Consider the following 15,501-nt stretch of genomic DNA (forward strand, 5'->3'; position numbering starts at 1 on the left):
GTATGACAAGAAACACCTTGCACAAACTCGTATCAGGAAGCATACTGATGTTACTTCCGCTTATGGTTCAAGCGCAAATCGCTTTAAAGAACTGGACAATCGAAGACCACTCAGGCGAAGTGAAAATCATCGTATCGGGCGACACATTAGAAATTACAGCCCCCAAAGGCCTTACTTTATGGTATAACCAACGCCTTACAGGTGATTACGAAATCAGTTATCGTGTGAAAATGTTGATGCAAGGCGGCAAGTATGACCGCCTTAGTGACTTGAACTGTTTCTGGGGTGCCAACGACCCGGAACACCCCGGCAATCTTTTTGCACGCAGCGAATGGAGAAACGGCATTTTTCAACACTATAAAACGTTAAGTTTGTTCTATGTAGGATATGGTGGAAACCATAACTCCACCACCCGCTTCCGCCAATACTTTGCCAAAGCGGCGGATACCAGTGATGCAATAGCCCGCCCTGTTATCAAAGAATATACGGATAAATCGCATTTGTTATTCCCGAATAAATGGTACGACATCCAAATCCGTGTGGAAAAAGGAATCACTACATATCGTATCAATGGTGAGGAATTATTCCGGTTAACCATAAAAAACAATGAAGGAGACGGACATTTCGGACTCCGCTTATTGGAAAATCACACGTTATTTACAAACTTTCAGGTCAAAAGTCTGAAGAAGAAATAACTTACAATAAATCTGATTCGGAAGTATTATTTTTACCGTTTTACAGGGTAAAAGTAATACTTCCGTTTAAGAAAATACAGAATTAAAACAGCATTCGACAAAAGTGATACACCTTTAAACTGCGCCAAAGTTCCTTTCAACAATCTTGTACAAGATATTTCCTAAATATCCATATTTTTGTCAACGAACGAAAATAACTAAAAGCTTAATAACATGAAAAGAAACTCTCTGTTATTTGCAACCGCCCTACTCATCGGTCTGACCGGTTGCAAAAACACTCCGGTTCAGAAAGAAGCCTGGATAAGCAACGCACTCGATGCCGCTTCCTATCAATTGAAATCAACCGCCGAAGAACTCTCCGGAACAAACAAGTTGCCACGCTCCATATACTCCGGTTATGATGTAAATTTCCTCGACGCACAGCTACAACGTGAAAACAAAGCGTATATCGACTCTTTGCGTCCTAATCCGGCAGCCTTGCAATTAGGACAAAGACATCTTTGCGGAATTTCCGACTGGACCAGCGGTTTCTTCCCCGGTAGCCTTTGGTACGCTTATGAAATGACCGGAGACGAGGAATTGAAGAAACGTGCTGTCGAATACACTAATATACTGAATCCGATACGTGAGCTGAAAGGTACCCATGATGTAGGTTTTATGATGAATTGCAGTTACGGCAATGCTCTCCGCCTCGCTCCCAACGATACCATTAAAGCCGTACTCGTGGAAACGGCGGATAATTTATGCGCTCGTTTCAATCCGGAAATCGGTTGTATCCGTTCATGGGATTTCGGAGCATGGAACTTCCCCGTAATCATCGACAACATGATGAATCTGGACTTGCTGTTCAACGTATCCAAGTTGACAGGAAACGAAAAATATAAGAATGTGGCTGTAAAGCATGCGCAAACCACCATGAAAAATCATTTCCGTCCCGACTATACTTCCTACCACGTAGTCAGCTACAACAACGACGGAAGTGTGGAAATCAAACAAACGCATCAGGGTAAAAATGCAGAGTCAGCTTGGTCGCGCGGACAAGCATGGGGAGTATACGGCTACACTTCTTGTTATCGTGAAACTCAAGATACCGCTTTCTTACAGGAAGCTGTTCATATCGCCGGCATGATTATGGAACGTGTAAAGACAGACGACCTTATTCCTTACTGGGATTATGACGCTCCGGCAGGTGAAAAGACTCCGCGTGACGCATCGGCTGCCGCCGTCACCGCATCAGCATTTTTGGAACTCAGTACATTTATACCTGACGGAAAGAAATATTTTGACTATGCGGAAACGATTCTGAAAAATCTCTCAAGTCCTGATTACCTGTCGGCAAAAGGCAGTAACCAAGGCTATGTACTGATGCACTCCACCGGCTCGTTACCGCACGGTTCCGAAATCGATGTACCGTTGAATTATGCAGACTACTACTACCTGGAAGCGCTGAAAAGATACATAGATTTACAAAACAAGGGATAAAGGTTAGGTAAAAGGTTGTTTTTATAAACGCATCTAATACATACTGCAAATGTCAAAAATAAAAAGTCTGTTATTGACAGGTTCATTACTTATCACAATTATCTGTACCGGTTTTTCCGCCAACGCTACAGAAAGACATCTTCTTGAGCAAACCATTTCTTATGAAGACTTAGGAACCGCCATCCTCTACCACCAAAGCTGGGTGGATTATCCTAAATATACCGACCGTAAGTCCTGGCAAGAGAAAGTGGACCCGGAAATCAGAAAGATTATCATCAAAAACGGAGAACGGGCCTTGAAACACGAATGGAAACCCGACCTCGCTTCCGACTACCTTGCTTTTAAACGTACCGGTGAAATCCGTACCGGACGTGCCAACCACAAAGCCTTGCAAGCCCTTACCATCGCTGAATTGGTAGAGGGACAAGGAAGATTTATGGATGCTATCATAGACGGCGTGTGGTTTCTGTGCGAAACCTCTTGGATACACTCGGCACACCTCGGTTTTCAGAAAGACCGCTCCGGACTTCCCGACCGGAATGAACCGACCATTGAATTGGTAGTAGCCGACATCGGCGCACAAATGGCATGGACCTACTATTTCCTGAAAGACGAATTTGATAAAACAAGCCCTCTTATCAATGAACGAATTGTAGAGGAAGTCAATAAAAATCTGATAAATCCTTACTTCGCACGGGATGATTATTGGTGGATGGGATTCGGCGGCCAGCAAGTTAATAACTGGAATCCATGGGTTAACTACAATGTACTGCAAGCGCTGATGCTGATAGAAAGGAGCCCGGAACGTATTCAACAGGGAGTGTGGAAGCTGATGAAATCTACAGACTTCTTTTTCAGCATGTATCATGAAGACGGTGCGTGTGACGAAGGTCCCACCTATTGGAGCGGAGCATCCGGCTATGCCTTGAAGTTTTTGGATTTATTGGCTAAAGTAACCGGAAATAAAGTGAACATATTCAGCTCCCCGCTCCTGCGCAATATGGCGCAATACATCTACCGGGTACACATCGGCAGTAATTATTTTGTCAACTTCGCCGACTCCGCACCCATAGTAAGCCCAAGTCCCGGTATTCTATATCAGTATGGTAAACTGATAGGAGACCCGGCAATGATGAAATTCGCCTCATTGATGGCACGACAAAACCAAAGTTTCAAGAATGGGGTAAACGGCTATTTCGCTTCCGCCTTAGATGAACTCTTTATGTACAAAGACATTATCAACTATCCGCAAGGCGAGCCGCTGATTAGCAGTTACTGGTTTAAAGATACCCAAATTTGTGTAGCGCGTGATACCGAAGGAAAAAGTGACGGCTTCTTTTTCGCTGCAAAAGGCGGGAATAATCAGGAGAGCCATAATCATAACGATGTAGGTTCGTGCATTCTTTACTACAATTCCAAACCGTTACTTATAGATGTAGGTGTGGGAACATATACCCGACAGACCTTCGGACCGGAACGATATACGATATGGACCATGCAATCCGATTATCATAACCTGCCTCTCATTAACGGAACAGCACAAAAGAACGGCAGAGAGTTTGCGGCGTACAATCAACAATACAAAGCCACAGCCAAAACCATATCTTATCAGATAGACATAGCCCGGGCTTATCCGCAGGAAGCAAACGTGAAAAGCTGGACCCGCAACTATACATTGCACAGAAAAAAGGATTTCACAATCACCGACAGATGGGAATTGGCAGCCTACGAAAAACCAAGCATATTAAGCCTGATGACTTGCAACGAAGTTGAGATTGACAACGACAAGAACATCATCCTGACAGGAGAAGCCGGTAAATTCAAACTGGAATACAATAAAAAGCTTTTATCGCCCGAAGCAGATATCATCGAATTGACTGATCCTAAATTAATTCACTCATGGAGCCAGAAAAAGCTTACGCGTATCCGTTTTACAATATTATCGCAACAAACTACCGGTGAAAGCAAACTGATGGTGAAGAAACTCTGATTTTACTCCATACGTAACGTACGGGCATAAAAAAAGGAGTACCGCTGTACTCCAACCTTTGTTAACCTTAAATCTAATACTATGAAAAACACATTGCAAAGATACGGACAATTGAGAAATTTGCAAATTATCCAAGAAAAAAAGCATGTTTTATAACACAGATTAAGAAAAAAGGACGGATATGCAAAAGCATTCCGCCCTTTTTTTAACATTTCCCTTTACGGATTATTCCTCATCCAATAAGATTTCAAGAATCTGGCAGGCAGCCTTCGCTACCGGAGTTCCGGGGCCGAATATAGCGGCTACACCTGCTTTATAGAGGAAATCATAGTCCTGCGCGGGAATCACACCACCTGCGATAACTACAATATCCTCACGTCCCAACTTCTTGAGTTCTTCAATAATCTGCGGAACCAGTGTCTTGTGTCCGGCAGCCAATGAAGAAACACCCACTACGTGAACGTCATTTTCCACAGCTTCACGAGCCGCTTCGGCAGGAGTCTGGAACAACGGTCCCATATCCACGTCGAAACCGCAGTCCGCATATCCGGTCGCTACCACTTTGGCGCCACGGTCGTGACCGTCCTGTCCCATTTTAGCTACCATGATACGAGGTTGACGCCCCTCTTTCTTCGCAAACTTCTCAGCCAACTCACACGCTTTGTGGAAGTCGCTGTCATTTTTACTTTCTGATGAATACACGCCTGAAATAGTTCTAATTACTGCTTTATAACGTCCTACAACTTTTTCGCAAGCATACGAAATCTCACCCAATGTGGCACGAACACGTGCAGCTTCCACTGCCAATTCCAACAGATTGCCTTCTTTCGTTTCCACACATTTGGTAATGGCTTCGAGCGCTTTCTGAACAGCAGCTTCATCGCGACCTTCCTTCAATGTCTTCAGGTTCTGAATCTGCTCCTGGCGAACAGCCGTATTATCAATCTCAAGAATATCGATGGGGGCTTCTTTCTCCAAACGATACTTATTTACACCTACAATAGTCTGTGAACCACTGTCTATACGGGCTTGCGTACGTGCGGCAGCCTCTTCGATACGCATCTTGGGAATACCGGTTTCGATAGCCTTCGCCATACCGCCCAGTTTTTCCACTTCCTGAATCAATTCCCAAGCCTTGTGCGCCAGTTCATTGGTCAGAGACTCTACATAGTAAGAACCGCCCCATGGGTCGACATTCTTGCAGATATAAGTTTCTTCCTGAATATAAATCTGCGTATTACGTGCGATACGCGCGGAGAAATCGGTAGGCAAGGCGATAGCCTCATCCAAAGCATTGGTATGCAGAGACTGTGTATGTCCCAGAGCGGCAGCCATAGCCTCAATACAGGTACGGCCTACGTTGTTGAACGGGTCTTGCTCGGTCAGTGACCAACCGGAAGTCTGGGAGTGTGTACGCAAGGCAAGTGATTTCGGGTTCTTCGGATTGAATTGCTTCACAATCTTAGCCCACAACATACGCGCGGCACGCATCTTGGCGATTTCCATAAAATGGTTGGTACCAATAGCCCAGAAGAATGACAGACGAGGCGCAAACGCATCAATATCAATACCGGCGGCAACACCTGCACGAAGATATTCCAGACCGTCGGCCAGTGTATAGGCCAACTCGATATCCGCCGTAGCACCGGCTTCCTGCATATGATAACCGGAGATAGAGATAGAGTTGAACTTAGGCATCTTCTGAGATGTATATTCAAAGATATCGGAGATAATCTTCATAGAGAATGCAGGCGGATAGATATAAGTGTTACGCACCATGAATTCTTTCAGGATATCATTTTGGATAGTACCCGCCATTTCTTCCAGCTTAGCACCCTGTTCCAGACCGGCATTGATGTAGAATGCCATAATCGGAAGTACCGCGCCGTTCATAGTCATAGACACTGACATCTTGTTCAAAGGAATACCGTCGAAAAGCACCTTCATGTTTTCCAGTGAACAGATAGATACACCTGCCTTACCAACGTCACCAACTACACGCTCGTGGTCGGGATCGTAGCCACGGTGGGTAGCCAAGTCGAATGCAACGGACAGACCTTTCTGTCCGGAAGCCAGATTACGGCGATAGAACGCATTGGACTCCTCGGCAGTAGAAAACCCGGCATACTGACGGATAGTCCATGGACGCAAGGTATACATTACAGAATACGGACCGCGCAGATAAGGCGGAATACCTGCCGCATAGTTGAGGTGTTCCATACCTTCGAGGTCTTCTTTGGTGTAAACAGGCTTCACTTCAATGTGTTCCGGAGTTTTCCAGTCGGCTTTGATGCCGTTAGCCTTTTGCCACTCAGCACCATTGGCAGGCTGAAAAGCGGCATATATATCTAAGTTTTTAAAATCTTTTCTCATCTTCTTAAAAATGATGAACAAAGAATGACGAATGAAGAATTACCATGCGGAATAAATGCTCAGCCTATTCTTCATTTTTCATTCTTAATTCTTGATTAATATCTTGTTGAATTCCTTTAATGTTTCCAGAACGTTGACACGAACATGGATAAAGTTCTCGATGCCTGCCGCTTTCAGCTCGTCCATGCAGGCAGGAGCACCGGCAACAATGAACATAGCGCGACCATTCAAAGCTTTGAAAGCAGGAACGGCATATTCCGCATATTCATCATCGCTCGAACAGAGAACCACAATATCGGCTTTAGCTTCCATCGCAGCTTCCACACCCTCCTCTACGGTCGGGAAACCGAGGTTGTCAACAACTTCATATCCGGCGCAAGCCAGGAAGTTACAAGAATATTGAGCACGTGCCTGGCGCATTGCCAAGTTACCGATAGTCAGCATAAAAGCCTTAGGACGCTTGCCCGCAGCTTCCGTTTCCAGACGCAATGCTTCAAATTCGCTGGCGGCACGGTCGAAGTTCAGTGAAGGAACATCCTTTTCGCAAGTGCTGTGTCCGCCACAGCAACAAGAGGCTTCCAAAGGCTTCTTGTCGCCCGCCTTTTCGTTGAAGTTCGGGAACTGGTTAGTACCCAACAACACTTCCTTACGCTTGGCAACAGCCGCATGACGAACCGTATTGCTTTCGTTCACGGCTGCCTGTACCTTACCGGATTTTACAGAGGCATAGAAACCGCTCTCTTCTTCCACTGCAAGGAACAGTTCCCAAGCTTGCTTGGCAATAGCCACGGTCAGATTCTCGATGTAATAAGAACCGGCAGCAGGGTCAATCACCTTGTCAAAGTGAGATTCCTCTTTCAACAGCAACTGTTGGTTACGCGCCAGACGTTCCGAGAATTCATCGGGAGCGGCATACGTCTTATCGAACGGAACCACTGTCATAGAATCAACGCCCGCAAGAGCAGCGCTCATAGCCTCAGTCTGCGTACGCAACAAATTTACATGTGCATCGAACAAAGTGAGGTTGAAAGTCGAGGTTTCCGCATGTATTCTCATTTTGGCAGCACAGCGGCATTCATTGTGTTCGCCTTTGTTTTCGCAATCGCGCAGACATTCCGGATTATAAGAAGCTAAGATATTGGCCCACAACATACGGGCTGCACGGAATTTTGCGATTTCAAGGAAATAATTGGAACTGATACCGAAATTAAACTTAATCTTCTTGGCTACCAGAGCTGCCGGCAGTCCGGCATCGGTCAGTTGGTTCATGTATTCATTACCCCAAGCCAACGCATAGCCCAATTCCTGATAGATATATGCACCCGCATTGTTGAGTGTCAGCGCATTTACATTCAGCACGCGATATTTCGGAAGAACGGAAGTAGCTTCAATCAAGGCTTTGGCAGTAGCTACCATATCGCCTTTCTCTTTACCCTTAGCCAGCATCTTGTTGAAATAATCGTAGTTGATAGAACCCTGCAACTTCGTAAGGTCATAGTCTTTCTTTTGGAAGTAAGCGACCAAAAGTTCCGCCAACTCCACCACATGTCCCTGGCAGGTGGAGAAGTTCAATTCCACACATTCCGCGCAGATGTCTTTCAGCAAAGTCTCGATATACTCCGCACTCAGTTCTTTGGCTTTCACGTGGAAAGAGAGTGAATCGATGCCCTTATTCAGGATATCCAATGCCTTGGTATTGGCTTCTTTAGGACATTCCACCTTTATTTCCTGGCGAACGAACCACTCATTGTTGTTTTTCTTTGTACCTCTAAGGTACGGGAACTCACCGGGAAGAGCATTTGTGGTCTTCAAACCTTCGAGGTCTTCCATGCGATAGAAAGGTTTCACTTTGAATCCTTCATTCGTCCTCCAAACGAGCTTTTTCTCAAAGTCCGCACCTTTTAAGTCTGCGGTTACTTTCTCCATCCACTGTTCCGTAGAAACCGGAGAAAAGTCCGAGAAGAGTTTTTCTTTACTGTCTGCCATAGTTTATTTAAAATTAAAATAGATGAATAGTATTCATTTTGTCATCAAGAGACTTGCAAATATAAGGAAATACTTAAAACAAAAAGGCTTTTTAGAGAAAATTGCACTTACAGATAGCACTATGTTCATCCTTATTCAAGACATATTCCCCGCATACCCCACGCTTTTGCAAAGTTGGTATTACAAAAAGAAAGGCAAACCTTTTGTTACCTCCCCTTTATTAAGTAATTTTGCGCAAAATTTTTAAAGCAATATATAATAAGGTACTATGAACTGGTTAGAAAGTCTTCTTTGGGACCCGACATCCGTTGCGCATATCGTCTGCTTATACGCATTCGTTATATCCGTAGGGGTACTGTTGGGCAAGATTAAAGTTTTCGGAGTATCGCTGGGAGTGACGTTTGTACTCTTTACCGGTATTCTGATGGGGCATTTCGGATTTACAGGTGAAACACACATTTTGCATTTCATCCGAGAATTCGGTTTGATTTTATTTGTATTCTGTATCGGTCTGCAAGTGGGGCCGTCGTTCTTCTCCTCTTTCAAGAAAGGGGGTATGACGCTAAACATGCTTGCCGTAGGCATTGTGGCACTGAATATCGTTGTCGCATTGAGTATTTACTTCATTGACGGTAATATAGACCTTCCGATGATAGTAGGTATTCTGTACGGTGCCGTGACCAATACTCCCGGTTTGGGTGCCGCCCAAGAAGCGCTGAACCAGCTGAACTATACAGGTGATCCTATTGCATTGGGATATGCTTGCGCCTATCCGCTCGGCGTAGTGGGTATCATCGGCGCTATTATCGCCGTACGTTATATCTGCCGCATCAATCTGAAAAAAGAAGAAGAGCAACTCAATACGCAAGAAACCGATATGAAACACATGCCGCATATGCTGCATCTGGAAGTGCGTAATGAAGCTATCGACGGTAAAAAGCTGATTCAGGTGAAAGACTTCCTGGGACGTTCTTTCGTATGCTCCCGCATTCGTCACGAAGGGCATGTCAGCATCCCGAACCAAGACACGGAATTCCACATCGGCGACCAGTTGTTCATCGTATGTTCCGAGGAGGATGCTGAAGCGGTAACAGCCTTTATCGGTAAGGAAATCCAAGTAGACTGGGAGAAGCAGGATACTCCCATGGTTTCACGCCGTATCTTGGTTACCAAGTCGGAAATCAACGGAAAGAAACTGGGAAGCATGCACTTCCGCAGTATGTACGGTGTAAACGTAACACGTATCAACCGTTCGGGTATGGACTTATTTGCCGATCCTAATCTGGTACTCCAAGTGGGTGACCGCGTAATGGTTGTAGGGCAACAAGATGCCGTAGAGCGTGTAGCCGGCGTATTGGGTAATCAGCTGAAACGTCTGGATACGCCGAATATCGTTACAATTTTCGTAGGTATATTCCTGGGTATCTTATTGGGCAGCCTGCCTATTGCATTTCCCGGCATGCCAACTCCGGTGAAATTAGGTCTGGCAGGCGGTCCGCTGGTAGTGGCCATCCTTATCGGACGCTTCGGACACAAACTTCATCTTGTAACATATACCACCATGAGCGCCAACTTAATGCTGCGTGAGATAGGTATCGTACTGTTCCTTGCCAGCGTGGGAATAGAGGCGGGAGAGCATTTTGTACAAACAGTAGTGGAAGGAAGCGGTTTGTCTTATGTGGGTTATGGTTTCCTGATTACCACCATTCCGTTACTGATAATCGGCATTATTGCCCGACTTTATTGCAAGGTCAATTACTTCACGTTAATGGGTCTGATTGCCGGTAGTAATACCGATCCGCCCGCACTGGCATATTCCAATCAGGCATCGGGTAACGATGCGCCGTCAGTAGGTTACTCTACGGTTTATCCGTTAACGATGTTCCTGCGTATTCTGGCGGGACAAATGATATTGCTGGCAATGATGTAAAGATTAGTTCAAGGAGCGCTTTCAAGCTATAAATAAAATCGGGGAGAAATTTACTATAATTTTAGTAGGATTATAGTAAATTTCTCCCCGATTTTATTTATAATGATTATTGAGCTTATTCAGAGGGCTTTTTTATGTGATGATATATTCCCACTCCAACGAACTCGCAAACTACAGTTTCAGTTTCTTCCTTATGAACTCTTCTATATAGCTGACCGTTTCGTCAATACCCAATACGGATGAGTCAATACAAAGATGATAGGTAGCAGCCGCTCCCCAAGTCTTATAACTATAATAGTTATAATATTCCGCACGCCGCTTATCCGCTTTATTCATTTTCTCCTCTGCCGCGTTCTCCGAAATAGAATGCAGACGGCATAAACGGGCTATCCGATCTTCGCGCGATGCAGAAATAAAGATATTGACACAACGCGGATTATCCCGCAAAATGTAATCGGCGCAACGCCCTACGAACAAACAGGACTTCTCGGAAGCAAGCTTCCGTATCACATCACTTTGCACCTTAAACAATGCATCGTTGCTCAAGCAATTGGTTGCAGGCATGGCTCCGTCACTTATGAACGGAAAACGCATACCAAACAAACCACCTATAATTCCCTGTGAAGCCTTTTCATCCGCTTTCTCAAAGAATTCCCTGCACAATCCGCTTTCTTCGGAAGCAAGGTTAATCAGTTCCTTATCATAAAAATCAATGCCCAAGCGAACAGCCAGCTTCTCTCCGATTTCTCGTCCGCCACTACCCAACTGGCGACCTATATTTACTACAAATTTATTGTCCATAGATATATTTTATGAATGATTGGTAGCAAATATAAGTATTCTCCTGTTAAATATCAAGTTCGGGCAAAGAATCCTCTACTTTTCACCGATTCTCCATAAAACGCCTGTCACCTTTAAACAATTCCGTTATCCTCTCATCAGGGTCATTGTCCTTATATTGTTCCTGCACTTCTTTCAGTAACAGCATAAGTTCGGCTTGTTTAGCAGTATATTCAGGATTACCGTATAGATTATTCAACTCGTGCGGATCATTCTGCATATCATACATTTCCCATTCATCCACATCATTATAGAAATGAATCAATTTAAAATCAGTCGTACGAATACCATAATGGCGTTTCACCGAATGTTCGGCAGGGTATTCATAATAATGGTAATAAGCTGCCTTCCGCCAATCAGCTGGCGCATTCCCCTCATTGGTAAGAACCGGTTTCAAAGATTCTCCCTGAATATCATCCGGAATTTCTACTCCTGCAAAATCCAGGAATGTAGGAGCAAAGTCTATGTTCATAGCTATCGCATTCGATGTGCTTCCCGCCTTGATTGCTTTGGGATATCGGACAATCATCGGCATACGCTGACACTCTTCATACATGAAACGCTTGTCAAACCAGCCATGCTCTCCTAAAAAGAAACCCTGGTCGGAGGTATAGACAATGATTGTGTTATCCAATTCGCCAGTCCTTTCCAAATAATTGAGTAACCGTCCGATATTCTCGTCCACAGCAACTACGGTAGCCAAATAATCGCGCATGTATTGCTGATATTTCCAGCTGATTAACGCGTTGCCTTTTAGGTTTCCGTTACGATACTCCGAAATGCGTTGCGCATAGACAGAATCCCATTTGTCCTGTACAGCAGCCGGCATACGCTTATATACCTGATAAAGACGGTTGGTAGTGTCTTTCAGCATTTCCTCACGGGTCAGCAACTTTAAATCCCAGTCATCAGTCAACGTATGCTCAATCGACATATCTTGTTCTTTGGCGGCACGTCCTCTGCCTTCATATGTATCGAAAAGCGTGCCGGGTTCCGGGAATGTGGTGGTGTTGAACATCCCCAAATGACGGGGCGCCGGCATCCAATTGCGATGGGGAGCTTTTTGATGATACATCATGCAGAAAGGCTTACTCTTGTCCCGATGTTCCAAATACTCGATCGCTTTATCGGTAACTATGTCGGTCACGTAACCTTGCTCCACCACATGCTTACCGTTTTCAATAAAGTCGGGATTATAGTAATCACCCTGCTCATGCTGTCCACTCAGAATACACCAGTAATCGAACCCTTGCGGTTCGGTTATCAGATGCCACTTACCAATCACTGATGTCTGATAACCTGCTGCCTGCAATAGTTTCGGGAAGGTTTGCTGACTTCCATCGAAAGTACTCGCATTATCGGTAAAGCCATTCATGTGGCTGAACTTACCCGTGAGAATACAAGCGCGCGAGGGACCTGACAGTGCATTGACTGCATAGCAGTTATCCATACGGATACCCTCATTGGCTATCCTATCCATATTTGGAGTTTGGATAAGACGACCGCCATAACATGACATCGCCTGTGTGGTATGGTCGTCCGTCATCATAAAGATAATGTTAGGACGACTTACCTCCTTCTTTGGGGAAGTACAAGCCGAGAACCCGAGGGCGGTAAGGGGCAATAGTGTATATGATAGTCGATTCATAACAACAACATTGTAAAACAATTAACTATTTATTTTCCTCTATTTATCCATTTGCTTTGAGAAAAAATCCATCATCATATCTTTCAATTTTTCTTTAATTTTAAGGTATTCTTTATCTGTGACTACATTGATCGTCTCCAATGGATCCTTTTGATAATCATAAAGTTCTTCCGCATATATTTTTCCGTCATTAAAAGATTGTCTAGTAGTAAAATCATGAGTCCACACAGTATAACGATATCCTTCTGTACGCAAAGAATACCCCATTATTGTTGTGCTGGTATATCCTCGCCTATCAGCCTCTTCTTTTGTAAATTTACGCGGATACTGACTAACAGCATAATTACGAATCCTACTCTTTTTGTTTTCCATTGCCGGAACCAAACTCTTCCCATCAATATCTGAAGGTATACCAATACCCGCTAAGTCACACAATGTGGGATATATATCAACAAATTCCGCAAAAGTATCCGCATTACCTGATGACATTCCCGGTGCAGCTATTATTAATGGCACTTTTGTCGCATTCTCAAAGTTCGTATGCTTATTCCACAAATCATGATCGCCCAAATGCCAACCATGGTCCCCCCATAAAACAATAATTGTATTGTGAAGTGTACCAAGAGAATCTAATGTATCAAGTAATTCCCCCACTTGTGTATCCAAATAAGAAATACATGCATAATATCCATGTATCAATTCTTTCTGCTTTTCTAAAGCCAAACCTGTATGCAAAGATTGATCTGTAAATGTACAGAATTCAGGAATATCAGTATATTTTTTCAATTCACCACAACGATGATATGCAAGTTCAGGGCTGCCTTTTGCATGTGCTTGAAATTCAGCAATAGGCATAGATTTCCTATCATATAAATCCCAATATTTTTTAGGTGCAACAAAAGGTAAATGAGGTTTATGATAGCCAACAGCCAAAAAAAATGGTTTTCCTTTCTTTGTCAATGTTTGCAATTGCTGCTTTGCTTTTAAAGTTACAGCTCCATCTACATAAGCATTATCCGGTACATCAAGACACTCTACCGAAGGTTTTATATGAGATAATATATATCTTGCTGCTTCCGCATCTTTCAGACCTTTCTTTTTAGCTTCCATCCCATACTTCTCAACCAACAATTTTGTATCAGGATGTTGATAATATCCTAAAGCAGGATAACCATATGCCTCTGCTAAACATTCCTCCGCTTCTGTATGAGGAATGCTCCATGAATACTCACCATCTTCTTTAATAACATTCGTCGGATGAAAAATCTTACCTATGGCAGTTGTCACATATCCTTTATCCTTAAAATATCCTGGTAAAGTAACTACATTAGGATTGATATCACGAATTTTTGTTATCAAATCATAAACCTGTGTTTTATCCGGACGTAAACCAGTTAACACACTAGCTCGAGTAGCACCGGAAATAGCTTGTTGACAATAAGTATTTTGGAAAACAGTACCCAAAGTAGCTAAACGATCTATATTGGGAGTTTTTATCAGAGGAGCACCGTAGCATCCCAAAATAGGTTTCAAATCATCAACAGCAATAAATAATATATTAGGTTTCTCCTGCTGTTCTTCACGTTGTACACTATAGTCTGAAGATGAGAATGCAGACAACAATAAAGCAATATTTAATGTAGTAGCCATCATAACAATCTAAATTTAGGTAGTTCTATTCTAAGTACTCAATCTGATAATCTACAAGGGTTCTCACACACTATATACGCATTTCACCTATTGATATTCAACAGTCTCAAATTACTTAATACCATCTTCTGTGCCGTTTGTTGTATATACTCAGCTTGTTCTACTTGCAAGCCTTTTATATAGGAAGTTTGGTAAGGTTTCTGAAACATTGTAGAGAAAATTACATTAGCAGCCAAATAAGTACCAAGAGGCGAAGGATGTGTTCTGTCTTGCCAATATAAAACATAATCCGGACGTTCTCTACGCACTTGTTGCCACACCATTCCTACAGGAGCACACCATGCATTATTTTGGTAAGTCATTTCTAGATAGCTCGTTTTTAAACGTTCTTGCATCCCTATGTATGTATCTATAATGGGATAATCAGCAATTGGTGACAGACATCCATCTTTATGTCCCCATGTCATATAAAAAATGACATGGACTTCAGGACTATTAATATGTACCAAGCTATCCAAAATTCGCGCATAGGGATACGTTTCCTGTGCAACAACTTTAGTTGGCTTAGCCGGTGCTTCGCTATGTTCTTGAAGTATTACAAAATCCCATCTACCCTTTTTTATTATTTCTATTTCTTCCTGTTTCTGTAAATGCTTTTTAAAAGAATATCCTCCTCTAATACAAGCCTGATATGATAGTTTTATCTTCTGGGTAGCAGCAATTTTCTGTATATCATCCGGTAACTTATTAAAATGAGTATAACTATTACCTATAAACAAGACCCGGATCGAATCATTTATATTTTGTGCCTTAACAGTACAAATATTGATAACTATACACAATAGTATAAAGAAAAGTTTTCCCATAAGATTAGTTAATAATAATGTATATAAATAATTATAGGGTG

11 protein-coding genes are annotated in these 15,501 nt (G+C 43.2%); 5 read left to right on the top strand and 6 right to left on the bottom strand.

Annotated elements, in window-relative coordinates; genetic code table 11:
* Positions 1–2: 2 nt before the first annotated feature.
* The 3 genes from I2F54_RS14630 (at position 3) to I2F54_RS14640 (ending at position 4,167) form a co-directional block, all read left to right on the top strand.
* Complete coding sequence (locus I2F54_RS14630) at positions 3–695, top strand: DUF6250 domain-containing protein (protein WP_195501652.1); 693 nt, start codon at positions 3–5, stop codon at positions 693–695.
* Between the two features lie 213 nt (positions 696–908).
* Positions 909–2,177 (top strand): DUF4995 domain-containing protein, encoded by a 1,269-nt coding sequence (locus tag I2F54_RS14635; RefSeq protein ID WP_195501654.1) that lies wholly within the window; start codon positions 909–911, stop codon positions 2,175–2,177.
* A 49-nt stretch (positions 2,178–2,226) separates the two neighbouring features.
* Positions 2,227–4,167, top strand: a complete 1,941-nt coding sequence (locus I2F54_RS14640; protein ID WP_195501657.1) for a heparinase II/III domain-containing protein — start codon at positions 2,227–2,229, stop codon at positions 4,165–4,167.
* A gap of 225 nt (positions 4,168–4,392) precedes the next feature.
* On the opposite strand, the gene scpA is transcribed toward I2F54_RS14640, so the two are convergent.
* Positions 4,393–6,540, bottom strand: a complete 2,148-nt coding sequence (gene scpA, locus I2F54_RS14645; RefSeq protein ID WP_009123127.1) for a methylmalonyl-CoA mutase — start codon at positions 6,538–6,540, stop codon at positions 4,393–4,395.
* Positions 6,541–6,624: 84 nt separating this feature from the next.
* A complete protein-coding gene (gene mutA / locus I2F54_RS14650; protein ID WP_195501659.1) occupies positions 6,625–8,526 on the bottom strand; it encodes a methylmalonyl-CoA mutase small subunit in 1,902 nt (633 codons plus the stop codon).
* A gap of 22 nt (positions 8,527–8,548) precedes the next feature.
* Between mutA and I2F54_RS16235 the strand changes: the two genes are divergently transcribed.
* Complete coding sequence (locus I2F54_RS16235; RefSeq protein ID WP_087425558.1) at positions 8,549–8,773, top strand: hypothetical protein; 225 nt, start codon at positions 8,549–8,551, stop codon at positions 8,771–8,773.
* A gap of 21 nt (positions 8,774–8,794) precedes the next feature.
* Positions 8,795–10,456 carry a putative transporter gene (locus I2F54_RS14655; protein ID WP_009123124.1) on the top strand — a complete coding sequence of 554 codons (1,662 nt, stop codon included), beginning with the start codon at positions 8,795–8,797 and terminating at the stop codon, positions 10,454–10,456.
* A gap of 171 nt (positions 10,457–10,627) precedes the next feature.
* On the opposite strand, the gene I2F54_RS14660 is transcribed toward I2F54_RS14655, so the two are convergent.
* The 4 genes from I2F54_RS14660 to I2F54_RS14675 form a co-directional block, all read right to left on the bottom strand.
* On the bottom strand, positions 10,628–11,257 hold the full coding sequence (locus tag I2F54_RS14660; RefSeq protein ID WP_022218314.1) for a cytidylate kinase-like family protein: 630 nt from the start codon (positions 11,255–11,257) through the stop codon (positions 10,628–10,630).
* Positions 11,258–11,339: 82 nt separating this feature from the next.
* On the bottom strand, positions 11,340–12,944 hold the full coding sequence (locus tag I2F54_RS14665) for a sulfatase family protein (RefSeq protein ID WP_195501661.1): 1,605 nt from the start codon (positions 12,942–12,944) through the stop codon (positions 11,340–11,342).
* Positions 12,945–12,983: 39 nt separating this feature from the next.
* Complete coding sequence (locus I2F54_RS14670) at positions 12,984–14,597, bottom strand: sulfatase (protein WP_148360206.1); 1,614 nt, start codon at positions 14,595–14,597, stop codon at positions 12,984–12,986.
* A gap of 80 nt (positions 14,598–14,677) precedes the next feature.
* On the bottom strand, positions 14,678–15,460 hold the full coding sequence (locus tag I2F54_RS14675) for a DUF4886 domain-containing protein (RefSeq protein ID WP_009123120.1): 783 nt from the start codon (positions 15,458–15,460) through the stop codon (positions 14,678–14,680).
* Between the last annotated feature and the right edge of the window lie 41 nt (positions 15,461–15,501).

The sequence above is a fragment of the Bacteroides clarus genome (assembly GCF_015555825.1).
GTDB classification, from domain to species: Bacteria; Bacteroidota; Bacteroidia; order Bacteroidales; family Bacteroidaceae; genus Bacteroides; species Bacteroides clarus.